This is a genomic window from Actinomycetospora sp. C-140 (assembly GCF_054796175.1).
In genome coordinates this window covers 53,970-74,921 of sequence record NZ_JBTWNF010000010.1, presented here as the reverse complement: position 1 = coordinate 74,921, position 20,952 = coordinate 53,970, and the positions used below count along the sequence as shown (strand labels likewise).

Below are 20,952 nucleotides of genomic sequence, written 5' to 3'. Positions count from 1 at the left end.
GCCCGACTCCACGGACGCGGCGAGGGATCCTTGCTGCGGGTGGAGTCGAAATCGACTGATCCACGGCGCGAACAGCGAGGAAAAGTGATGGCAACCGTGGCCAAGTTATCACGGTGGGTGGTCGCTACCGGCCGTCGCGCAGCTCCCCGCCCTCCTGGTCCGCGGCTGCCCCCGCCCCGTGCCGCGGGACGCCGAGGAGCCGCCGACGGACGTTGATCACCAGCTGTAGCCCCGCGCCGAGCGACAGCACCAGCCAGACCGCCGCCCCGACCGTCGCCACCACGGCGGCGACGGACGGCACGATCCCGGCCGCGGCGAACGACAGACCTCCGAGGAGCAGGCGGGTCGGCCGCTCCGCGAAGCTGACGAGCCCGGCCTCCGCGACACCGGCGGCACTCGCACTCGACCGGACCGCCTCGTCGAGGACGGTCACGACCGCGGCCGCCGCCGCCACCGGGCCGGAAGCACCCAGGGCCCACAGCCCGGCGATCATCGCGAGGTCACCGATGCGGTCGACCAGCTGGTCGAGCACGCGTCCCCAGGCCGTCGCGGCACCGGTCATCTCCGCGACCGCGCCGTCGACCCCGTCGAGCAGCGCGACGATGACGACGAGCGCCGCCGCGAGCAACGGCCACCGTCCCCCGAGCGCGGCGACACCGCCGACCGCGACGGCGCCGACGAGCCCGACGGCGGTCACCCGGGCCGGCGGCACCCGGCGCCGGACCAGGGGTGTCGCCAGCCGGTGGGCGATGCGGAGCCAGAGCCGGGTCAGCGGGGAGGAGCGCACGTCGTAGTCGCCGTGCGCCCGCGACCAGACGTCGAAGTACTCCTCGAGGTCCACACCCACCCCCTGCTTGTCCGGACGGAGACTAGGTGAGGGAGAGCTCCGCCAGCACCGGGTCGTGGTCGCTCGGGGGCGCGCCGGTGACCGGGTCACGGTCGCGCACGATCGCGGCGTTCTCGACCGACCAGCGCCCATCGCCGTCGCCGTCGCCGTCGCCCACGAGGATCCAGTCGAGGCGCAGCGGGGCCGGTCCGTGCCGCCAGCGGTGGAACCGGCGCACGGCCGCGAAGGTGACGCCGCCGAACCCGTGGAACGTGCCGTCGTCGGGTCCCTGCTCGGCGTACGTGTCCTCGAAGCCCCGCGCGAGGAAGGTCCGGTACGGCCCGGGGCCGGGCGGGCAGTTGAAGTCGCCGGTCACGACCGTCGGCAGGCCCCCGTCGCCGAGCCGGCGCACCAGCAGATCCGCGCTCTGCTCCCGGGCCAGGCCGCTCCAGTGGTCCAGGTGCACGTTGACGTGCCGGAACGTCGCGCCGGTCCCGCGGACGGCGAACGTCAGCCAGTTCGCGGCGCGGACGTTCTGCGTCCCCCACGACGCCGACCGCACCTCCGGGGTCTCGCTGAGCCAGAACCCGCCGGCGTCGACGACCTCCAGGCGCCCCGGGTCGAAGAGGATCGCGTTGTACTCGTGCCGCCGGCCGCGCCCCGCCGCCGGCCCGAGGACGACGTCGTACTCCCCGAGCTGTTCGCGGTACGTCGCGAGGCTCTCGGCCTGGAGCTCCTGGACACCGAGCAGGTCGGGCTTCTGCTCACGGATCGTCGCGACGTTGCGGTCGGCCCGCAGCGACCACCGGTGCCGACCGTCCACCGGCGTCGTGAAGCCCCGGATGTTGAAGCTCATCACGCGGAGGCCGACGGGATCGCCCGTGGACATGCGTGATCCTCCTCGGCAGCAGCCCTGCGACAGCCTGACATGCCAGGGCTACCCGCAGGGACGCGACCTGCTCAGCCGACGGCCGTCACATCTCGGCTGTGTGATGTCCTGTCGGGGACGCGCGTTGTGGTTGTCGCGCGGGGGGTCGACGACCTCGAGCTCCGGCCGCTCGTGGCCGATGGAGCATGGCTCTCCGCGCGGGCGCTCCCCGGCCCGATGATCGTCAGACCGCCATCAGGCGAGACGACGGAGCCCCCACCCGACGATCCCGGCACGCCCGGCTCCTGCTGGCCTGGCTCCTGCTGGCCTGGGTCTTGCTGGACCGGGTTTTCCTGGCCCGGGTTTTCCTGGCCCGGGTATTCGTGGCCCGGGTTTTCCTGGCCCTGGTCGGGGCGACCGGTGCCGCCTGCGGAGCCACCCGGGACGGAGTTCGAGCCACCGGCACCGCCGCCGGGATCGTGCTCGACAAGAGGAGGCACCGCATCAGGCGTGCGAGCCGGGGCTGCGGCCGGCTGCACGTCCGACGCCGGAACCGGTTGAGCTGACGGCGAGACCGTGCCTCCGTCGGGCTCGTCGAGAGCCATGACCGGGGCATCGCCGGTGGCGTCGGCGCAGCTCACGATCGAGGTGCGGTCCCGGACGTCGACGTAGAGGAGGGAGACGTAGAGGCCGTCGGACGTCCGGAGCCACATGTCGGAGTGCGCGCCCGACTCGTCGGTGACGAGATCCCCGGACCGGGCGCAGGTGAGGGACAGCCGCGAGCCGGCGCCTGCCGTGTCGCGCGACGTCTCGGGGATCGCCTGGGGCGCCGAGCGCAGGTTGACACCCGCCGCGCCGACGTCGTGTACGACGCCTGTCCACGAGACGGGAGCGACGGCGGTCGCCTCCGACGCCTCACCGTGACCTGTCCACAACGCGACCGCACTGACCAGCACGAAACCTTGCGCGACTGCAGCCACGGCCACCAGTGACCGTCGCACGGCGGGGCGTTGGACCTGCGTGCGCGCTCGCCTCCCCGCGTCGGCGAGCTTCCCGAACACGGTGAGGTCCGTCGCCGGATCCTCAGCCTTCTCGACGGGAGGTGTCGCCGCCGAGGCGACGGGCCGTGGCGACGGCGTGAGCGTGACCAACCCGCGCTGGCTCGGTCTCCGCACCGGCTCCCGCAACGATGTCGTCGCCGCGTCCAGGCCCCCCTGCGACTCTCCCTGCGCTCCGTCGCCCCCGGGCGTGACCATGCATCTCCCCCTGATCGAACTCGTGATCGCCCCCGTATCGGCACATCACCCGGAAGAGTTACCTGGACGGTCGAGATTGATCGGCGACGACATCGAAGGTGACCTGATCACCGGCGACAGACGTCACGGTCGCTCGGAGGGTCTGGGTCCGATCGCGGACGGCGGCCGTGCAGTCGAGGGACGCCCCGACCACCGCCGGGAGAGAGCCCGTGCACGTCACGGCTCCGGGAGGAAGGCCGGTCGTCGCCACCATCTGGCTCTCGACCCGGGCCGCCGAGACCACCGGTTGTCGGCTGTTCCGCAGCCCGACGATCGCGCCGGTCGAGATCGCGAGGGTCAACAGCACGCCGACGACGAGAGCGAGGGTGGCCGTGCGGCGCACCGCGTCGGTCGACCGACAACGCAGGGCGATCCCCGTGGCGGCCCCCACCGGAGGGAGCACGAAGGCCAGGACCATCGCGATCACCGCGGATCGCGAGGCCCGGAGGCGAGGCGTCGGGGCGGGGGCCGCCTTCCGGGCGCCTCCGCCCGGCTCGGGAGCGGGTCGCGGGGACGGGATGTCCGTGGGAGACGCGGAGAGCGCGGCAGGTGGAGGTGCCGCACGCCGTGGGAGCAACGCAACCCGGGGTCGCTCCCGTGGCATCGGTCTCGGACCCTGAGCCCGCGGCGGCGGGACGGGCCGCGCCGTGATCGCGTCGGGCATCGGCACCGGGCCGGTCGGCCCGCGGAGCGCGCGGCGCGAAGCCGCGACCAGCTCACCGACACTTGTCGGCCGATCATCGGCGTGCTTCTCGAGCGCCGCGAGCACGACGTCCTCGAGACCGGCTGGCAGTCCAGCGACGAGGCTGGATGGTCGCGGAGGCTTCTCCTGCAAATGAGCGACCATGACTGCGGCCTTGTGCCCGGTGAACGGTGGTCGGCCCGCCAGGAGCTCGAACAGCACGCAGCCCAGGGCGTAGACATCGAGACGGTGGTCGAAACGCGCCGCCCGGAGCTGCTCCGGCGCCATGTAGGCCGGCGTGCCAGGCGATGCTCCCGATGCGGTGAGGCTCCCCGTCGACTCGCGGATGTGGACGATGCCGAAGTCGGCAAGGTAGGCGAAGTCGCCCCGGCCGAGCAGGATGTTGGAGGGCTTGACGTCCCGATGGACGAGACCGGCACCGTGTGCAGCGCCGAGGGCGTCGGCCACCTGCTCGACGATCTCCACGGCGCGGATCGGCGTGAACCTCCCGACCTGAGCCAGACGTGCGCCGAGGTCCTGACCGCGCACCAGCCGCATGTCGATGAACATGCGGTCGTCGATCACCCCGAAGTCATGGATCGGGATGACGTGCGGCGAGTCGAGCTGGGCAACGGTCCGCGACTCACGCCGGAAACGTTTGCGGGAGTCCGGGTCGCTCTGCGCTTCGGGGTGGAGGCGTTTGAGGGCGACGGTCCGTTCGCGTTGCACATCGAACGCTTCGTGCACCTCCCCCATGCCGCCGCGTCCGAGGAGGCGGCGCAGGCGGTAGGGCCCGAATTCCTCCACCGCGGGACCCGCCCCCCTTGCCAACTGGGTCACGCTGGGTGATCGCGAGCGGCTCGTCGATCGTTAGCCTCCGAGCTCGTCGGTGTTGTCGGGGCTCGGTGCGACCATCCGTGCGTGACGACTTGGCGGGACGTCGAAGAAGCGGCACCGGAGTTCGCGGAGCGGGTGCGGGCGCTGTTCGACGCGCACAAGCACAAGACGATCGCGACGCTGCGGGCCGACGGCGGGCCGCGGATCTCCGGGATCGAGACCGTCTTCGACGACGGGGAGCTGACCTTCGGCTCGATGCCGAAGGCCCGCAAGGGCGCCGACCTGCGGCGGGACCCGCGGTTCGCGCTGCACAGCGCCACCGTGGACCCCGTCGAGGGCCACGAGGCGCAGTGGCCCGGCGAGGCGAAGATCGCCGGGCGGGCGGTCGCCGGCGGGGCGATCACGGACGGCCCCGACGGCGACCTCTTCCGCGCCGACGTCAGCGAGGTGGTGCACACCCACCTCGACGCCGAGGCCACCCTGTTGGTCGTCGAGTGGTGGACACCCGCGGAGGGGCTGCGCCGGGTCGAGCGCGAGTGAGCGTCAGCGCCGCCCGGCGCTCCAGGCGTAGGGCAGGTCGGAGCCGTTGAGCACGTGGTCCCCGACGGTCTGCAGCTTGTAGATCAGCGGGTTGTGCACCGAGACCGTGCGGGCGTTGCGCCAGTGGCGATCCAGCCGCAGCTTCTCCGAGGTGATCGACGCGCCGCCGACCTCGAACAGCTGCGTCGTCGCGTCGAGCACCGACGGGATCACCACGGCCTGCGCACGCGCCACGTCGAGCTCGACGCGGTCGAGCAGGTCGGCGTCCTCGCTGTCGGTGGCGAGGACGTGGTCGAGCTGGTCGGCGATGTCGAGGACCAGCGTGCGCGCCGCGTACGCCGTGGCCGACAGCCGGCCGATCACCTGCTGCACGAGCGGGTCGTGGCGCGGGAGATCCGCGGCGGCGTGCGTGAAGGTCCGGGTGCGGTCGCGGACCCAGCCGGCGACGTCGTCGGTGGCCCGCTGCGCGATCCCGGCCAGTACCGAGAGCTGCACCAGCTGCAGGTAGGCGGTCCCGTAGGTCCGGCCCGGCGTTCCGTACCCGGGGCCGAGCACCCGGTCGCCGGCGACGGCGACATCGGTGAACTCCGTGGTGCCGCTGGCGGTGGTGCGCTGGCCGAAGCCGTCCCAGTCGTCGTGCTGGGTCACGCCGTCGGCGTCCGCGTCGACGAGCACCGCGACCCGCTCGCCGTCCCGGTCGGCGGCCACGACGATGTGGTCCGAGTAGAGGCTGCCGGTGCTGTAGTACTTGGTGCCGTCGAGGCGCAGGCCCTCCCCGTTCGACGTCAGCGTGGTGCTGTACCGGTCGATCGCGCCGACGCCCGGCTCCGAGATCGCGTTGCCGACGAGCCCGCCGTCGGCCGCGGCGCGCAGCCAGCGCTCCCGCTCCGGCCCGGGCGCGGCGAGCAGCTGCTCCTCGACGAACCACCAGTGGACGCGCAGCGCCTGCGGCAGGTTCGACTCCGCGGCGGCGAGCAGGACGAGCTGGCGGAACAGCTGCCGCACCGAGGCGCCGTAGCCCCCGAACCCGATCGGGACGCGCAGGGCCCCGAACCGCACCTCGTTGAGGGCGGCGACCTCGTCACGGGCGAGCGTCCGGTCCTGCTCGCGCTGGACCGCGCCGTCGGCGATCCGCGCGAAGACGGGGCTGAAGATCTCGTCGAGCTGGTCGTCGGTGGTGGTCATGGGTGTGTCCTTCCGCTCCCGCGGCGCGCGGCAACGGCCGGCGCGGCCCGGGAGGCACGGCTGAGGGATCGGCAGGGAGACGGATCGATCGACTCAGCCGCGACAGAGCGCGGACGCCACGCGGGCGAGGTCGATGTGACCCCGCGTCGTCAGCAGCGTCGGAGCGGACACGGGAAGGACCCTAACCCGGCGAGCCCTCGGCGGACCCCGTCAGCGATGTCACGCTGGACCCGTGAAGCCGACGGACGCCGATGCCGTGCGCATCCCGCCGCGGAACCTCGGCGTGCCGCGCGACGCCTTCGTGGCCGTCTGGCGGCAGGCGGTGGACCGGGCCGAGGCGACCGACACCGGCGACGGGTACGCCGACGCCGTCGTCCAGACGTGCCGGTGGATGGCCGCGCTGCCGATGCGCACGGCGCTGTGCGGCGGCCAGGCACGGTCGCCGGTGACGTTGCGCGGCTGGCCCGCCCGCCCCGATCTCATCGAGGCGGAGTGGGAGGCCGCGCAGCGGCCGGACGCGTTCACACCCGACCTGGCCTCCCGGCCCGGCTGGTGCGACGGGGTCCGGGCGACGCTGCGGTGGGCGTGGCGCGGCGACGGCGCCCCACCCGTCGCCGTCCCGGCGCGGTTACTGGCTGGTATCGACCGCCAGGCGAGCGATACCAGCCAGTAACCGGCTTCAGGCCGGTCGGCGGTAGGTCAGCCCGGCGCGAGCGCCACGAAGCAGTAGCGGTTGAGGGTGAACAGATAATCGGTGCCGCGGGAGCGCAGGTCGGCACTCCAGCGGTCGACGTCCTCGGCGGTGACTCCCTGCCGGCCGGTCACGAAGTCGCCGATCACCTCGATGGTCAGGACGCTGTAGGTGTTCTCGTCATAGACGGGGTTGAACAGCGGGATCAGCTGGCGGTCGACGACCTCGAACACCGTCCGTTCGAGCAACCCCGGCAGCACGCGGGGCAGGCGCGGGTCGACCAGGTGCTCCTCCCAGGCCGTCATGACCCGCCGGTGCAGATCCCGGTCGGCGGCGTGCCACACGAGGGAGTCCCAGTCGGTGTCCAGGACGACGAAGCGGCCCCCGGGGCGCAGGACCCGACGGACCTCGGCCAGGGCGCCGGGCATGTCGGCGACGTATTCGTAGACCTGGGTCGACACGACCGCGTCGAACGAGTTGTCCGGGTAGGGCAGCTTCTCGGCGCCGCCCTCCTCGATGGTCACGTGCGGGAGCTTGGCACAGTGCGCCTCGGCGACGGCGTTCATCGCCGCGCTCGGGTCGAGGCCGCGGACCGTCCCCTCCGGGCCGACGGCGTCGGCGATCGAGCGCGCCAGATATCCGGGGCCCGACCCGACATCCAGCACGTGCTCGCCGGGGAGCGGGCGGAGCAGCTCCAGGACCCGTTCGCGCTGACCGACGACGTCGGGCGTGGCGTACACGCGCTGGATGCGCCGGGCCCCCTCGTCGCCGAACCCCAGCATCGCCATGACGCGCTCCTCCCAGCAGGAGAGCGACACTACGGACGTTCCGCCCCGTGGGGCACTCACCGTCCGGGCTCAGCGTGCCGCGAGCGCCGCTCCGCCCGACCCGGCCCGGGGCCTCCGGTCACGACCGGGCCTCGTCGAGGTGGTCGCCGTGCCGGTGGACGATCTTCCACTCGCCGTCCTCGCGCCGGTAGACGTGCGTGACGCGCAGCGTGTAGGTCACCTGCCGCCCCTCGACGAGGACGGTCTTGTGCTCGAGTCCGGCGGTGTAGGCGAGGTCGCCGCTCGCGCCGGCGGCGATCAGCTCCAGGTCGTAGTCCCGCAGGCCCGTGAAGCGGCCGGCGAGCCATCGCGAGGTCGCCTCCACCTCGTCCCAGCCGCGCATCACCGGGCGCGTGGCGCCGAAGAGGGTGACCGGGTCGCAGTGCGACCACGTCTTCGCGCGCGGTCCGGCGTCTCCGCCGCACAGCGCACGCTCGGCGGCCAGCTGCCGCGGCAGCATCGCGTCCAGGAACTCGCTGACCTCGGTTAGCATGGCCCACCTCCACTGCAGTACGACTGTATCGAATACAGTGAGGATGTATCGGATGACCGACGGCGTCAAGAGGCGCTATGACTCGTCGCGCCGCCAGCAGCAGGCGCGGGAGAACCGCCGCCAGGTCCTGACGGCGGCCACCGCGCTGTTCGTCGAGAACGGCTACGGCGCCACGACCGTCGCGCAGATCGCCGCAGCCGCCGCGGTCTCCACCGAGACGATCTACGCGAGCTTCCGCAACAAGCCGACGCTGCTCCACCGCGCCTGGGACCTCGCGGTGGGTGGCGACGAGGACGACGTGCACCTCCTCGCACGGCCCGAGATGCAGGCCCTGTTCGACGAGCCCGATCTCGTCGCGCGACTCTCGCGGTTCGCCCGCGTCAACACGACGATCATGCGCCGCACGGCCGCGCTCCGGTTCGCGATCGAGGGCGCGGCCGGCACCGACCCGGCCGCGGCCTCGCTGCTCGCCGAGATCGACGGGGCGCGCCACGGGTCGATGGGAGTCCATGCCCGGGCGGCCGCCGCCACCGGACGCCTGACCGTCGGCGAGGACGAGTGCCGCGACGTCCTGTTCGCCACCACCGACGGATCGCTGTGGCGTCACCTCGCCGTCCGCGGCGGCTGGTCGGACGAGCGCTACGCCGCGTGGCTCGGCCGGCTGTGGATCACGATGCTGACGGGATGATGCCGGTCGGGCGGCGCCGAGGACGCCCGGGATCCGACAATTAGTTCCCTCACGAGCCCCCCGCGCCGCGCGGAGATGCCGAACACTCGGTGGGCGATGAGCTCGACGGAACCTTCGACGGAACCCGGAGCACCGCCCGGACGCCCGCCGGCGCCGGCGTCCTGCACGTCGACACCCGCCCCCGCCGCGGCACCGTTGCTGCCGGGGAGCCCCGCGGCCCGCGCCGCGGGATGCGCGTGCTCGGTGCTCGCCAACGCGGCCTACCGCTGCGGCGCCTCGACGAGGCCGTTGATCGAGCCCACGTGCGTCGTGCACCTCGAGCCGACGTAGGAGCCCTGATGCCGCTCTCCGCAGGCGAGCCGGACGCCCACGTCAGGTGCTGCCGCCCGCACGACCCGCCCGCCGGCGCGCGAGGGAGCGACGATGTCTGACGGTCGGGTGCCGCGTCCCCGCGATCCCGCCGACGAGCGCCCCGTCCGCTCCCCGTGGCGTTCGCCGGACTCCGTCGTGCTCGAGGTCGTGGGCGATGTCGACCTCGCGGTCGCGTCGTCGCTGCTCGAGGCGGCCGGCGACGAGCTGGCCGGCGGGCGGCACGTCCTGGTCCTGGATCTCGCCGGGGTGAGCTTCTGCTCGGCGAAGGGGATCACCGCGCTCATCGAGCTGCGTCAGCTCGCCCACCGGCACGGCGCGACCGTCCGCGTCGTGCGTCCGTCCCGGCAGGTGTGCCGGGTCGCGAGCCTCGTCCGGTGCGAGGACGTCCTGCACGACGACTCCGCCGCCCGGACCGAGAGCCGTCGATCGGAGGGCACCCGCTAGCGTCGCCGACGCTCCTCGGCCCCGGGCCTCCGTGCGCTCGCCGCGGTCACGGTCCGACGTACTGTGCCGAAAGAGGCATACCGACTGCGCTGATCGGGCGTCGAACGGTCGACGAACTGTGACGATGCGGCACGATGCGTCCAGGTCGAACCGCCGTGGGGGTGACGCGATGACGCGCACGATCGGGAATCGGATCGCGGAGAAGGCGACGCAGAGCTTCGTCGGACGCTGCACCGAGCTGGCCGCGCTCGGGGACGTCCTCGCGGGGCGCCCCGAGGGCGGCGAGGCCCCGCTGGTCACCCTCGTCCACGGCCCGGGCGGGATCGGCAAGACACGGCTCCTGCGCGCCGCGCTGGCGGACCTCCCCGACGACATCGCCGTCACCGTCCTCGACGGCCGCGACCTCGAGCCGACCCCGTACGGCGTCTGCAGAGCGCTCGCGCGGGGGCTCGGCCTGGTCGACCCCTCCCCCGCCGGCTCTCCCGCCGACTCTCCGGCCCAGCCTGGCGCCATCGCCCGCATCGCCGCCGCCCTCGCCGTCGCGCGCCGTCACGTGGTGGCGATCGACACCTACGAGGTCCTCGGGCTCGCGGACGCCTGGTTGCGGAACACCCTTCTGCCGGCCCTGCCGGACTCGGTGATCACCGTCCTCGTCGGGCGCGACCGGCCGGCGCACGCGTGGCACACCACGCCGGGCTGGGCGGGCGGCGTGGCGGAACTGCGACTCGGTCCGCTGTCGGTCGGCGAGGCCCACGAGCTGCTGCGGTCGCGCGGGCTCGGCGAGGCGGACGCACGCCGGGTGAACGACTACGCCCGGGGTCATCCCCTGGCGCTCGAGCTCGCGGCGGCGGCGACACGCCACGGGTCGGACGCGGCGGCGTCGCCGGCGACGGCAGGCGGTCCCGTCCCGGAGGGTCTGCTCACCACGTTCGTCGAGACGCTCTCGCTCGACGCGACGACCGCTCTGGAGGCCGCGGCGACGACGCGACGGATCACCGAGCCGCTCCTCGCGGCGATGCTGGGCGACCGCGCGCGCACCGCCTACGAGTGCCTGCGCGCGTTGCCCTTCGTGGAGAGTGCGCCGGACGGGCTCGTGCTCCACGACGTCGTCCGCGACACCGTCGGTCATGAGCTCGCGCTCCGTGACCCCGAGCTGCGCCGCCACCACCGACGCCGCGCCGCCCGATTCCTCGCCGACCGGCCGCCGGCTCCGGGCGACGACCTGTGGCAGCGGACCGCGGACCTGATGTTCCTGATCGACAACCCGGTCGTCCGCGACGCCTGTTTCCCCAGCGCCCGACCGACCCACGTGGTGGAGCCGGCACGCGCCGACGACGGCACGGCGATCGCCGAGATCGCCGCGCGACACGAGCCGGCGCCCCTCGCCGACGTCCTGGGCCGGTGGTGGGCGGCACACCCCGAGACGTTCGCGGTCGCCCGCGACCCCGACGGGGGCGTCGCCGCGTTCGTCCAGATCGCCGAGATCGGCTCCCTCGACCCCGCGCTGCTCGAGGCCGACCCCGTCTCCCGGCGCTGGCTCGAGCACCTGGCCGCGGACCCGCCCGGGGCCGGCGAGCGCGTCCTGCTGATGCGGCGCTGGCTCGGCCGGGAGACGGGCGAGCTGCGCTCCGCGCCCGTCTCGGCGTGCTGGCTCGACGTCAAACGCACCTACATGCAGTGGCGCCCACGCCTGCGTCGCCTGTACTCGGTGGTCGTGGACCTGGCGCAGCTCGGACCGATCTTCCTCCCGCTCGGGTTCGCCCCGGCCGGTCCCGCGGTCGAGGTCGACGGAGCGGCCCACCAGCCGGTCTGGCTGGACTTCGGGCCCGGCAGTGTGGACGGCTGGCTGGCCGGACTGGTCGACACCGAGACGGTCCCGGTGAGCGGGTCCGTCCTCTCCGGCCGCGAGCGGGAGGTGCTCGCCCTCATCGCCGACGGGCTCTCCAACCGCGCCATCGGTGCGCGGCTCGTCATCAGCGAGAAGACCGCGGGTCGTCACGTCGAGAACATCTTCACCAAGCTCGACGTGCACACCCGCGCGCAGGCGGCGCGGTACGCCGCCGAGCACGGGCTGCTCGGGATGGGGTGATCGCCCGATGCCGGCGGGTGCGCCGTCTTCCTAGCCTCGGCGCATGGCATCGACCGAGCAGGCCCTCGACTACCGGGAAGCCGCGGACCAGGCCCTGCTCCGGTATCCCGGACCTGTCGGCGAGCTGATCCACCGCGAGCTCTCGGCCTACGCGACGTTCGGCCGTCAGTTCACGACCGACGCCGACACGCTGATCCCGCACCTCGCGTCGCACGTGCTGACGGGATCGACCCCCGACTCTGTCTCGCAGTTCAAGCGGCCCGCGGTGGGACCGGTGCTCTGGCCGCGTCCGCGGTAGGGCTCGTGCCGGCGCCCCGGTCGGCGGATACTCGGACCGGGCCGCGCAGCGGGCGGCGGGTGGGCCCGTCGGAGGACCGCGCGGCGCGGGAGTCCCTATGCGCCGACCGCCGAGCACCGGCTGGCCCTGCTGGGCGCCGTTCTCCGACCGCTCCCCCCGCCGGCGGCTGTTCCTCGTCGTGCTCACGGCCGTCCTGCTGGCCACCACCGGCGTCGTCGCCCACGCCGTGGCGCGCGAGTGGGGCGTGCCGCCGACCGCGGATCCGTCCGACAAGGGCACCGTCCTGCTGATCCCCGGCCACGGGAGCCCCCGCGGCGTGCTGGAGGGGTTGGCCGCCCGACTGCGGGTCGTCGGGCGGCCGAGCCGCGTCATGACGATGCCGGCGGACGGCACCGGCGACCTGCGCGGTCAGGCCGCCGCGATCGACGACGCCGTGCGCGCCCTGCTGCGCCACGGGGCGTCGACGGTCGACCTCGTCGGCTACTCGGCGGGCGGCGTGGCTGCGTGGCAGTACCTGCAGACGGGGCGGACGGCCCCGGCCGTGCGCCGGCTCGTCACCCTCGGGTCGCCCCTGCGCGGGACGTCGATCGCCGCGGCGGCCACGGCGCTGACGCCCGAGTCCTGCCGGGAGGCGTGCCACCAGCTCGTGCCGGGGAGCGCCCTGCTCACCGGGCTCGCCGCCACCCCGCGCCCGCCGATCCCGTGGCTGTCGGTGTGGACCGACGCCGACGAGGTCGTCGATCCCCCCGACTCCGCGGTGCTGCCCGGCATCACCGCGATCCGCGTGCAGTCGATCTGCCCCTCGGCGAGCACGCCGCACTCGTCGCTGCCGGGCTCCCGGCTGGTGATCGGTCTCGTCCTGCGGGGCCTCGGGACCCGTCCGCTCCCGCAGCCGACGACCGCCGACTGCGAGATCCTCCAGGCCGAGGGCGTCGGCTGGCCGGTGCTGGTCGGGACCGAGTGAGGCCCGACCGAGTGAGGCCCGCTCAGCGGCGGGCGCCGAGCCACTCCGCGATCACGTCGGCGACCTCGTCGCGGGCGCCGGAAGGGCTCAGGAAGTAGTGGTCGCCGGTCAGGGAGACGACCCGCCGGTCGTCGGCGCCGAGGCCCTCGAGCATCGCGCGGGCGTCGCCGGGGAAGACGCCGGTGTCGCCCCGGGCCTGGATCACCAGCGACGGCACGGTGACGTGCGGGAGGTGCCGCGCCGCCTGGCACTCGGAGGTCTCGAGACTCCACATCGACAGCCACGACCGCAGCGTCGAGACCATCGCGATCCCGTGGACGCCGTAGTTCGCGGCCTGCGGGTCGCCCCGGTAGCACCACGTGGGCCGCCGCTCCGAGGGCTCGATCGACGGGTCGATCATGCGGAGGTCCGCCCAGGTGCGGTACAGCGTGAAGAGACGGTCGTCGGCGCGCGTGGACGTCAGCCGGCCCAGCTCGGCCTTGACCCACGCCGTGACACGGTGGTTGCGGGCGCGCTGGGCCTGCCGGTAGCGCGCCACGAACTCCTCGTCGAACGGCGGGCCGTGGGCGGGGTCGTAGGGATCGAGCGACGGGTCGCAGGCGGCCGGGTCGGTCTCGTCGATCACCGAGGCGTCCATCCACGCCGTGAGGACCTCGGGACGCCCGGTGTGCGCGGCCAGGGAGACGAACAGGTCTCCCGGCGGCAGGTCGGCGATCGCGTCCGCCGCCGCGAGCGAGGACGCCGTGACGGTGCCGGCGACGGCCTGGGCCTGGTAGGCCGCCATCAGCGAGCCCCCACCGGAGTTGCCCAGCAGCACGACCTGCTCCACGCCGGCCTCCTCGCGCAGCCAGCGGACGCCGACCCCGATCTCGGCGACCGCGTGGTCGAGCAGGAAGTGCATGCCGTTGCCGCGGAAGCGGGTGTTCCACCCCAGGAACCCGTAGCCGCGGGCCGCCAGGTAGGGCGCGAGGTAGTGCTCGGCGAAGTCCACGTCGTAGTGCGCGGCGACGACGGCCACGCGCGGACGGGTCCCCGTCGGGTGGTGGTAGAGCCCCTGGCAGGGATGACCGCCGGCGCCCGCCCGCGGGGCCAGCGGCGAGACGGCGGAGACGAAGTCCCGCTCGACGCCGGCCGGGACGGCGCTCGTCACGGCACCACGGGTCACGACGCTCGCGCGCCCCGCGCCGCCCGGATCGGCGCGGCGTGGGCGGAGTCCAGGTACTCCTCGATGCGGCGCACCCGCCCGTCGGCGATCTCCAGGTACATCGCCGCGGGCATGCGGACCTCGGTGCCGTCGGGCAGTCGCCCGCACAGTGCGTGCTGCTGCACGACACCGCCGTCGACGACGTGGCGGCGCGCGACCTCGTAGCGGAAGCCGTCCACCACGGCGTGCAGGCCCCGCAGCACGGTGAGCGTGCCGGCCACGCCCCGCTCGGTGCCGTCGTTGAGCCACATGACGGCGTCCGGGTGGTAGAGCGCCTCCACCGTCGCGAAGTCCCCGTCCTCGAGCGCGGCGAAGAAGCGGTCGACGACGTCCTCGGCCGGAGTGCTCACAGGGACGCCGGCACGACGCGCTCGGCGGCCGTGCGCGGCACGTGCGCGACGTCGCCGGGCCCGAACGTGCGCGTCCAGCAGGCGAACTCCAGCAGCGCCCCGTCGGGGTCGGTGAAGTAGAACGACCGGACGAACACGCCCTCGTGGAACGACTCGGCGACCCCGCGCGGGCTGTCGTCGTGGTCCAGGATCGGCGTGCAGTCGACGCCCTTGGCCTGCAGCTTCTCGTAGTACTCGAGGAACTTGGCCTCCGGCACCGTGAACGACACGTGGTTCATCGCGCCGACGGCGTTGGCCAGGTCGACCTCGCCCGGACGTCCCGCCGGCGCCGAGATGCCCGGCACCGCGTCGGGCGCGTGCGGGAACCAGAAGAACGCCAGGCAGTCCCCGCCGCCGCAGTCGAAGAAGAAGTGCTGGCCCCGCCCGCCCGGCAGCTCGATCGTCTTGACCAGCGGCATGCCCAGCACGCCGCTGTAGAACTCGACCGTGCGCGCCATGTCGGAGCACACGAGCGCGAGGTGGTGGATGCCCTGGAAGTCGAACTCGCTGTTGGCACTACCCATCTCACCGAGACTAGGGACACATTCCGGGTGTCGGAACCCTTCTCTGCGTGACGGGAGAGCCACCGTGCTCGAGAGCCGCCCCCTGGGCACCCTGACCATCACCGTGCGCGAGCGGCTCGTCGAGGACGGTCTGCCCGCCGGGCGCCGCGTCCTCGGCGAGGTCGGCGAGTGCGTCTGGGACGGCGAGCGCGTCCGCGCGCGCCAGCAGGGCCACGCCGGGCACGACTGGATGACCGTCGCCCCGGACGGCACGTGCCACGTCGACGCGCGCATGGCCTTCCGCACCGACGACGACGCCGTGATCTTCATGCGCTACGGCGGGCGCGCCCGGCTCGCCGACGGCGTCCCGGTCGACCTCGTCGTCGCGCCGACCTTCGAGACCGCCGACCCGCGCTACGCCTGGCTCAACACCGTGCAGGCCGTCGGCCTCGGCCGCCGCGTCGGCTTCGACCTCGTCTACGACCTCAGCGAGGTCGTCCCGCCCTCCTGATCAGGCGCCCGTCCACGGGTGGAGCGCGCTGCGGTGGAACACCAGCGGGCCGTGGCCGTCATCCACGCGGACCTCGTTCACCCGACAGACGACGATGAGGTGGTCCCCGGCGACGACGTCGTCGACGACGTTCACGGTGAGCGCCAGCGGCGCCTCGGTGACGAACAGCGCGGTGCCGTCGCGCACCTCGGTCGCGACGTCGCGGAAGCGGTGCTCGGCGGGCCCGGCCAGGGCGCGGGCGACGCCCTCGTGGTGCGACCCGAGCACGCTGACGCCGAGCCGGGGTGCCCGTCGCAGCACCGGCCAGGTGGTCGACTCGGCCCGCACGCAGACGCTGACCAGCGGCGGGTCGAGCGAGACCGGGACGAAGGTGCTCACCGCGAGACCGACGGGCGCACCGTCCACCTCGGCGCACACCGCGACGACACCGGTGGGGAACCGGCCGTAGACCCGGCGCAGGTCGTCCCCGGCCAGCGGGACCCGGACCTTCTCCGGCGCCGGCGTCATCGTCACCGTCGCGGTCACGCGGTCGCCCCGTACTCGACGTGGGCCCGGACGGCGGCGTCGGCGTCGGTGACCCAGCCCTTGGTCCGCGCGTAGTCGATCATCGTCGACCACTTCTCGTCCCAGCCGGGCTCCCGGGCGTCGGCGCGGGCGCGTGCCCGCAGGGTCTCCAGGTCGAGGAGGGCCTCCCCGCCGGGGTCGAGACGCCCGATCCCCGACGCCCGCAGGGCGACGTCGACGGTGCCGGCGGCCAGGGAGGTCGCGACGTGGAGGCGGGTGCAGTCGTCGGCCTCGACCACGTCGGCCGAGGTGGCGGACAGCGAGACGATCACGGATCGGCCTCTCTGCGGGTCAGGCCCGCGGTCGTTCGTCCACGACCCGGCGGGCCTTGAACGTGGTCTCGGGCAGGGAGCCGGGCTCGAGCAGCGTCACCGGCACCCGGATGCTGACGCTGCGCCGCAGGGCGTCCTCGACGCGGCGCACGAGCTCCTCGCGCGGGGCCTCGCCTGCGGCCCGCGGCGTCAGCTCGGCCTCGACCGTCATCTCGTCGAGGGCGCCGACCTTGCTCACCCGGATGCGGAACTCGGGTCCGAGCTCCGGGATCGTGCGCAGGCCGGTCTCGACGGCGCTGGGGAACACGTTCGCGCCGCGGATCACGAGCATGTCGTCGAGGCGGCCGAGGATCCCCTCCGGCAGGCGCGGGTAGGTGCGTCCGCAGGGGCAGGGGTCCGTCGCGAGGTACGTCTCGTCGCCGGGAGCGAACCGGATCATGGGCTGCGACCCGCGCCAGAGGTGCGTGTAGACGACGGCGCCGCGGTCGCCGACGGGGATCGGGGCGTTGAGGTCGTCGGCCGCGACGACCTCGGTGAACACCTCGTCGGTGATGAGGTGGGTGCCGGTGCCGGCCTCGCAGCCGACGCTGGTCTGGAACGGGTACATCTCCGAGGTGGAGCCGGCGTCGCTGGCGATCGCGCCCCAGCCCTCCTCGATGATCTTGCGGGTGCCGGGGAGGCTGCCGCCGGGCTCGCCGCCCACGAGGATGCGCCGCACGGTGCTCGCGGCCAGGTCGAGGCCGAGGCGCTCGGCGACCGAGAGCAGGTGGATGCAGTACGACGGCGTGGCGCTGAAGACCGTCGAGCCGAGCGTGGTGATCAGCTCGAGGTGGCGCTCGGAGTCGGTGACGCCGAGGGGGAACACGGTGGCCCCGATGCGCTCCGCGCCCTGGACGACGCCCCAGCCGCCGAAGAACAGCCCGAACGGGAAACCGACCTGCACGAGGTCGTCGGGCCGGATGCCGGCACACCACTGCGCCATGGCGTGCACGTCGGCGGCGCGCTGCCAGTCGGCCTTCGAGACCGCGTACATCGTCGGCGTCCCCGACGTGCCCGACGACCCGTGGATGCGCGCGATCTGCCCCGGCGCGAACGGCGGCGTGTAGCTGCCGAACGGCGGGTGCTCACGCTGGTCGGCGATCAGCATCTTCTTGGTGATCACCGGGACCCTGGTGGTGAAGTCCTCCACCGAGCGCACCTGGTCGGGGTGGAACCCGTGGGCGTCGTAGTGGCGCCGGTAGAACGGGAGCTCGCTGTACGCGTAGTGCAGCTGGTGCTGCATGCGCTCGAGGACGATCCGGTCGCGCTCGGCCGGATCGCGTGTCTCGCGCTCGGCGTCCCAGAACCGGGGGAACCCGCGGGCGTCCGGGGCCGCCAGCTCCTGCGCCTCGGTGGTCACTGTCCCGGCCGCGCGACGAGGCCCTGCTCCTCGGCGACGTCCCAGTAGGAGTGCAGTCCCCGGACGTGCTGGCCGCCGTCGACCGGGATGAAGTGGCCGGTGATCCGACCGGCGGTCGGGGACATCAGGAACAGCGCGACGTCGGCGATGTCCTCCGGCTCCTGGTGCCGTGGCGGGCCGACCAGGGTGCGGTCCAGGAACTCCTGGCCGATCTGCCCGACGGTGAAGCCGGCCCCCAGCGGCGTGTTGACGGTGCCGGGACCGATCGCGTTGACCCGGATGCCGTGGCGCCCGAGCTCGCCGGCGGCGACCTTCGTGAAGTTCATGACGCCGGCCTTGGCCGCGCAGTAGTGCCCGAGGCCGTCGGTGGCGGCGATGGCGTTGAGCGACGAGATGTTGACGACGGTGCCGCCCTGTCCCGCGGCGAGGGCCCGCCGGCCGAACGCCCGGGTGCACAGGAAGGTGCCCTTGAGGCAGGTGTCGACGATGAGGTCCCAGTCGTCCTCGGCGGTGTCGACGATCAGGGCCAGCGACGCGGTACCGGCGTTGTTGACCAGGTGGTCGACCGTGCCGAAGCGGCTCTCGGCGAGGTCGAACGCGGCCTCCACGTCGGCGGCGACGGCGACGGAGCCCTCGGACCAGGCGAGGCGGTCGCCGCCGGCGAGCTCCTCGCCCGCCGTCTTGATGTTGGCCGGTTCGATCTCGAGCCCGACCACGTTCGCGCCGCCGTCGAGCAGGGCCCGGGCGATGCCCTTGCCGATGCCGCTGCCGGCGCCCGTGACCAGGGCGGTCTGTCCGGACAGGTCCACGCTGACTCCTTCGCTCGGTCGGACAGGAGGACGGAAAGGAGGACGGGCAGGAGGTCGCGCGGGACCGGCGCCGGGGGGGGCACCGGTCCCGCGCTGCACCGGCTGGTCAGCCGGCGCCGTCCTACCCGGCGCTGCCCTTGGTGTTCCAGCCGCCGTCGACCGGGAGGATCTCCCCGGTGCAGAACGCGGCGTCGTCGGAGAACAGGAAGGCCGCCGCCGCGGCGATGTCCTCGGGCGTGCCGAGGCGCGGGATGATGTGCGCGGCCTCGAAGTTCTTGCGCATGCCCTCGGTGATGCCGGCGAGGATCGGGGTGTCGATCGTGCCCGGGCAGATGCAGTTGATGCGCACGCCCCGCGGGCCGTACTCCATCGCCGCCTGCTGGGTCAGGCTCACGACCCCGCCCTTGGCCGCCGAGTAGGCCGCGAGGTTCTCCAGGCCCTTGAGCGCGGCCATCGAGCCGATGTTGACGATGCTCCCGCCCCCGTGCTCGAGCATGCGCGGGATGGCGGCCTGCATGCCCAGCCAGACCCCGCGCAGGTCGGTGCCCACGACGTGGTCCCAGCCGATGTCGTCGAGGTCGACGACGTTGTCCGGGCCGAACGTGTTGGTGACCCCGGCGATGTTCCCGAGCATGTCGAGCCGGCCGTGACCACCGATCGCCTCGTCCATGAGGCGCTTCCAGTCGTCACGCTGCCGGGTGTCCATGACGATGTGGGTGGCCTGCCCGCCGTCGGCGACGATCTGCTTGGCGGTGGAGTCGTCGTCCTGCAGGTCGCCGATGATCACGGTGGCGCCCTCGGCGGCACAGCGGAGCGCGACCGCGCGGCCGATCCCCTGCACCCCGCCGGTGATGACCGCGACGCGCCCCTCGAGGCGGGTGATCCCGGGCGCCATCAGGCGATGCCGAGCGCGACGTTGGCCATCTTCTGGCGGCGGGCCATGCGCTGGTTCGCCTGGAACTGCGGCATGACGTAGCGGGCGAACATCTCCAGGGAGCGGTTCCACTTGTCCGTGGTGACCCAGTCCCGGCAGTTGATCAGCAGCGTGCCGAAGCCGCCGGTCTCCTCCTCCAGCTCCTTGAGCTGGCGGGTGCAGTCCTCGGGGCTGCCGACGATCCACGGGATGTTCTCGACCATCCAGTCGAGCGTGAGGTCGGCGTCGGTCATCCCGTCGCCGATCTTCATCAGGGCGCCGAGGCCGAGGCCGAACAGGTAGTCGTAGGAGCGCTTGACGCCCTCGCGGATGTCGCGCAGTGCCTGGTCCTTGTCGTCGGTGACGTAGACCTCGCGCACGATCCGCCAGTTCTCGCGGGTCACGGACTCGGCGATGCCCGCGCGGTTGCCCGCCTCCAGCATCGCGGCGCCCATCGCCTTGAGGTCCGGGGCGTCCATGTAGGTGCCGTTGTCGGTCGGCGCGAAGTGCACCGACAGCGGCTTCCAGCCCTTCTCGCCGCACTTCGCGTAGTTGTGGGTGCCGGTCAGGCCGGCGATCGCGAACGGCGGGACGTCCTGGTACGGGCCGACCTGCAGCTGGCGGTCCTCGTACTTCCAGTACACGCCCTCGTAGCTGACCGGGTCCTCGGAGGTCAGCAGCTGCCAGATGATCTCCAGCGCCTCGTTGGTGCGCGGCGAGGCCTCGGAGGGCTCCAGCCCGAACAACGCCTTGTCGGTGGGCAGCCCGCCCCCGCCGAAGCCGTACTCGAGCCGGCCGTGGGTGAGGTGGTCGAGGAAGGCGAGGCGCTCGGCGACCATGAAGGGGTCCTGGTACGGCAGGTTCACCACGCCCGTGCCGAGCCGGATCGTGTGCGTCAGCGCCGACGCCTTGGCGATCATGAACTCGGGCACCGGGACGTTCTCGAAGCCGCCGGTGTGGTGCTCACCGATCCAGAACTCGTGGAACCCGAGCCGCTCGGCCTCGACCACCGCAGCGATGTCGCGGTCGTAGGACAGCGTCCAGTTCTCCTGCGGCGGGTGCTCCGGCATCGTGAAAAAGCCGAACTTCATCGATCGGTTCCTCCTGCTCGACTCGAGCGCGCACGGTGGGCGAGGGGCTCGGCGTTGGCAAACTGTTGTTTGCCATCGGCGTTGCGCTCACTGTGGTCCGGCTCACCAGCAGTGTCAAGGGCGGTAACGACTAGCCAGCCAGACCGCGTTGATCCCGGCCAAACCTCCTGCGCCGATGGTTGTTAACCGACCATCCGT

General features: G+C 73.2%; 25 protein-coding genes. 8 read left to right on the top strand and 17 right to left on the bottom strand.

The genetic code is table 11. The features are described 5' to 3' along the window. Positions 1 to 124 precede the first annotated feature (124 nt). From ACR9E3_RS17675 to ACR9E3_RS17660, 4 genes are all read right to left on the bottom strand, one after another. Positions 125 to 841, bottom strand: a complete 717-nt coding sequence (locus ACR9E3_RS17675; protein ID WP_460381754.1) for a CDP-alcohol phosphatidyltransferase family protein — start codon at positions 839 to 841, stop codon at positions 125 to 127. Between the two features lie 28 nt (positions 842 to 869). Continuing rightward, the gene (locus tag ACR9E3_RS17670; protein WP_460381752.1) at positions 870 to 1,715 is read right to left on the bottom strand and encodes an endonuclease/exonuclease/phosphatase family protein; all 846 of its coding nucleotides are present in this window, start codon (positions 1,713 to 1,715) and stop codon (positions 870 to 872) included. Positions 1,716 to 1,786: 71 nt separating this feature from the next. After that, the gene (locus ACR9E3_RS17665) at positions 1,787 to 2,674 is read right to left on the bottom strand and encodes a hypothetical protein (RefSeq protein ID WP_460381750.1); all 888 of its coding nucleotides are present in this window, start codon (positions 2,672 to 2,674) and stop codon (positions 1,787 to 1,789) included. Between the two features lie 334 nt (positions 2,675 to 3,008). Then, the gene (locus tag ACR9E3_RS17660; protein WP_460381748.1) at positions 3,009 to 4,478 is read right to left on the bottom strand and encodes a protein kinase domain-containing protein; all 1,470 of its coding nucleotides are present in this window, start codon (positions 4,476 to 4,478) and stop codon (positions 3,009 to 3,011) included. 114 nt (positions 4,479 to 4,592) lie between these two features. Between ACR9E3_RS17660 and ACR9E3_RS17655 the strand changes: the two genes are divergently transcribed. Further along, positions 4,593 to 5,048 carry a pyridoxamine 5'-phosphate oxidase family protein gene (locus tag ACR9E3_RS17655; RefSeq protein WP_460381746.1) on the top strand — a complete coding sequence of 152 codons (456 nt, stop codon included), beginning with the start codon at positions 4,593 to 4,595 and terminating at the stop codon, positions 5,046 to 5,048. 3 nt (positions 5,049 to 5,051) lie between these two features. On the opposite strand, the gene ACR9E3_RS17650 is transcribed toward ACR9E3_RS17655, so the two are convergent. Both ACR9E3_RS17650 and ACR9E3_RS17645 read right to left on the bottom strand, forming a co-directional pair. Beyond that, positions 5,052 to 6,233, bottom strand: a complete 1,182-nt coding sequence (locus ACR9E3_RS17650) for an acyl-CoA dehydrogenase family protein (protein ID WP_460381744.1) — start codon at positions 6,231 to 6,233, stop codon at positions 5,052 to 5,054. 93 nt (positions 6,234 to 6,326) lie between these two features. Next, the gene (locus ACR9E3_RS17645; RefSeq protein WP_352232075.1) at positions 6,327 to 6,404 is read right to left on the bottom strand and encodes a putative leader peptide; all 78 of its coding nucleotides are present in this window, start codon (positions 6,402 to 6,404) and stop codon (positions 6,327 to 6,329) included. Between the two features lie 61 nt (positions 6,405 to 6,465). On the opposite strand from ACR9E3_RS17645, the gene ACR9E3_RS17640 reads away from it, so the two are divergent. Continuing rightward, positions 6,466 to 6,906: a hypothetical protein gene (locus tag ACR9E3_RS17640; protein WP_460381742.1), complete on the top strand. Its 441-nt coding sequence runs from the start codon at positions 6,466 to 6,468 to the stop codon at positions 6,904 to 6,906. 26 nt (positions 6,907 to 6,932) lie between these two features. Here ACR9E3_RS17640 and ACR9E3_RS17635 read toward each other — a convergent pair whose 3' ends face one another. Both ACR9E3_RS17635 and ACR9E3_RS17630 read right to left on the bottom strand, forming a co-directional pair. Next, the gene (locus ACR9E3_RS17635; RefSeq protein ID WP_460381740.1) at positions 6,933 to 7,712 is read right to left on the bottom strand and encodes a methyltransferase domain-containing protein; all 780 of its coding nucleotides are present in this window, start codon (positions 7,710 to 7,712) and stop codon (positions 6,933 to 6,935) included. Positions 7,713 to 7,830: 118 nt separating this feature from the next. Next, positions 7,831 to 8,244 carry a YybH family protein gene (locus ACR9E3_RS17630; protein ID WP_460381738.1) on the bottom strand — a complete coding sequence of 138 codons (414 nt, stop codon included), beginning with the start codon at positions 8,242 to 8,244 and terminating at the stop codon, positions 7,831 to 7,833. Between the two features lie 52 nt (positions 8,245 to 8,296). Between ACR9E3_RS17630 and ACR9E3_RS17625 the strand changes: the two genes are divergently transcribed. From ACR9E3_RS17625 to ACR9E3_RS17605, 5 genes are all read left to right on the top strand, one after another. After that, positions 8,297 to 8,932, top strand: a complete 636-nt coding sequence (locus tag ACR9E3_RS17625) for a TetR family transcriptional regulator (protein ID WP_460381737.1) — start codon at positions 8,297 to 8,299, stop codon at positions 8,930 to 8,932. A 423-nt stretch (positions 8,933 to 9,355) separates the two neighbouring features. Further along, positions 9,356 to 9,748, top strand: a complete 393-nt coding sequence (locus tag ACR9E3_RS17620) for an STAS domain-containing protein (protein WP_460381735.1) — start codon at positions 9,356 to 9,358, stop codon at positions 9,746 to 9,748. Positions 9,749 to 9,917: 169 nt separating this feature from the next. Beyond that, positions 9,918 to 11,837: a LuxR C-terminal-related transcriptional regulator gene (locus ACR9E3_RS17615; RefSeq protein WP_460381733.1), complete on the top strand. Its 1,920-nt coding sequence runs from the start codon at positions 9,918 to 9,920 to the stop codon at positions 11,835 to 11,837. A gap of 43 nt (positions 11,838 to 11,880) precedes the next feature. Beyond that, positions 11,881 to 12,135, top strand: coding sequence for a hypothetical protein (locus ACR9E3_RS17610; protein WP_460381731.1), 255 nt, complete (start codon positions 11,881 to 11,883; stop codon positions 12,133 to 12,135). A gap of 97 nt (positions 12,136 to 12,232) precedes the next feature. After that, positions 12,233 to 13,099, top strand: coding sequence for a lipase family alpha/beta hydrolase (locus tag ACR9E3_RS17605; protein WP_460381729.1), 867 nt, complete (start codon positions 12,233 to 12,235; stop codon positions 13,097 to 13,099). Positions 13,100 to 13,121: 22 nt separating this feature from the next. Here the strand turns inward: ACR9E3_RS17605 and ACR9E3_RS17600 are convergent, their stop codons facing one another. Genes ACR9E3_RS17600 through ACR9E3_RS17590 form a run of 3 tightly spaced genes read right to left on the bottom strand, consistent with a single transcriptional unit; the run spans position 13,122 to position 15,216 of the window. Continuing rightward, positions 13,122 to 14,249 carry an alpha/beta hydrolase family protein gene (locus ACR9E3_RS17600; RefSeq protein WP_460381727.1) on the bottom strand — a complete coding sequence of 376 codons (1,128 nt, stop codon included), beginning with the start codon at positions 14,247 to 14,249 and terminating at the stop codon, positions 13,122 to 13,124. An 11-nt stretch (positions 14,250 to 14,260) separates the two neighbouring features. Next, positions 14,261 to 14,653, bottom strand: coding sequence for a nuclear transport factor 2 family protein (locus tag ACR9E3_RS17595; protein ID WP_460381725.1), 393 nt, complete (start codon positions 14,651 to 14,653; stop codon positions 14,261 to 14,263). Next, a complete protein-coding gene (locus ACR9E3_RS17590; protein WP_285659268.1) occupies positions 14,650 to 15,216 on the bottom strand; it encodes a VOC family protein in 567 nt (188 codons plus the stop codon). Before ACR9E3_RS17590 ends, ACR9E3_RS17595 begins: the two co-directional genes overlap by 4 nt. A gap of 64 nt (positions 15,217 to 15,280) precedes the next feature. Between ACR9E3_RS17590 and ACR9E3_RS17585 the strand changes: the two genes are divergently transcribed. Continuing rightward, complete coding sequence (locus tag ACR9E3_RS17585) at positions 15,281 to 15,706, top strand: DUF3237 domain-containing protein (RefSeq protein ID WP_460381723.1); 426 nt, start codon at positions 15,281 to 15,283, stop codon at positions 15,704 to 15,706. Here the strand turns inward: ACR9E3_RS17585 and ACR9E3_RS17580 are convergent, their stop codons facing one another. The 6 genes from ACR9E3_RS17580 to ACR9E3_RS17555 all read right to left on the bottom strand — a co-directional run bounded on the left by ACR9E3_RS17580 (position 15,707) and on the right by ACR9E3_RS17555 (position 20,754). Then, the gene (locus ACR9E3_RS17580; protein WP_460381721.1) at positions 15,707 to 16,231 is read right to left on the bottom strand and encodes a flavin reductase family protein; all 525 of its coding nucleotides are present in this window, start codon (positions 16,229 to 16,231) and stop codon (positions 15,707 to 15,709) included. Then, positions 16,228 to 16,542, bottom strand: a complete 315-nt coding sequence (locus ACR9E3_RS17575; RefSeq protein ID WP_460381719.1) for a hypothetical protein — start codon at positions 16,540 to 16,542, stop codon at positions 16,228 to 16,230. Before ACR9E3_RS17575 ends, ACR9E3_RS17580 begins: the two co-directional genes overlap by 4 nt. Positions 16,543 to 16,561: 19 nt before the next feature. Then, positions 16,562 to 17,941, bottom strand: coding sequence for a phenylacetate--CoA ligase family protein (locus ACR9E3_RS17570; RefSeq protein ID WP_460381717.1), 1,380 nt, complete (start codon positions 17,939 to 17,941; stop codon positions 16,562 to 16,564). Beyond that, positions 17,938 to 18,750: an SDR family NAD(P)-dependent oxidoreductase gene (locus ACR9E3_RS17565; RefSeq protein ID WP_460381715.1), complete on the bottom strand. Its 813-nt coding sequence runs from the start codon at positions 18,748 to 18,750 to the stop codon at positions 17,938 to 17,940. The genes ACR9E3_RS17570 and ACR9E3_RS17565 overlap by 4 nt, the downstream gene beginning before the upstream one ends. Positions 18,751 to 18,871: 121 nt before the next feature. Beyond that, positions 18,872 to 19,645, bottom strand: a complete 774-nt coding sequence (locus ACR9E3_RS17560) for an SDR family NAD(P)-dependent oxidoreductase (protein ID WP_285659262.1) — start codon at positions 19,643 to 19,645, stop codon at positions 18,872 to 18,874. Continuing rightward, the gene (locus ACR9E3_RS17555) at positions 19,645 to 20,754 is read right to left on the bottom strand and encodes an LLM class flavin-dependent oxidoreductase (RefSeq protein ID WP_460381713.1); all 1,110 of its coding nucleotides are present in this window, start codon (positions 20,752 to 20,754) and stop codon (positions 19,645 to 19,647) included. Before ACR9E3_RS17555 ends, ACR9E3_RS17560 begins: the two co-directional genes overlap by 1 nt. Positions 20,755 to 20,952 lie beyond the last annotated feature (198 nt).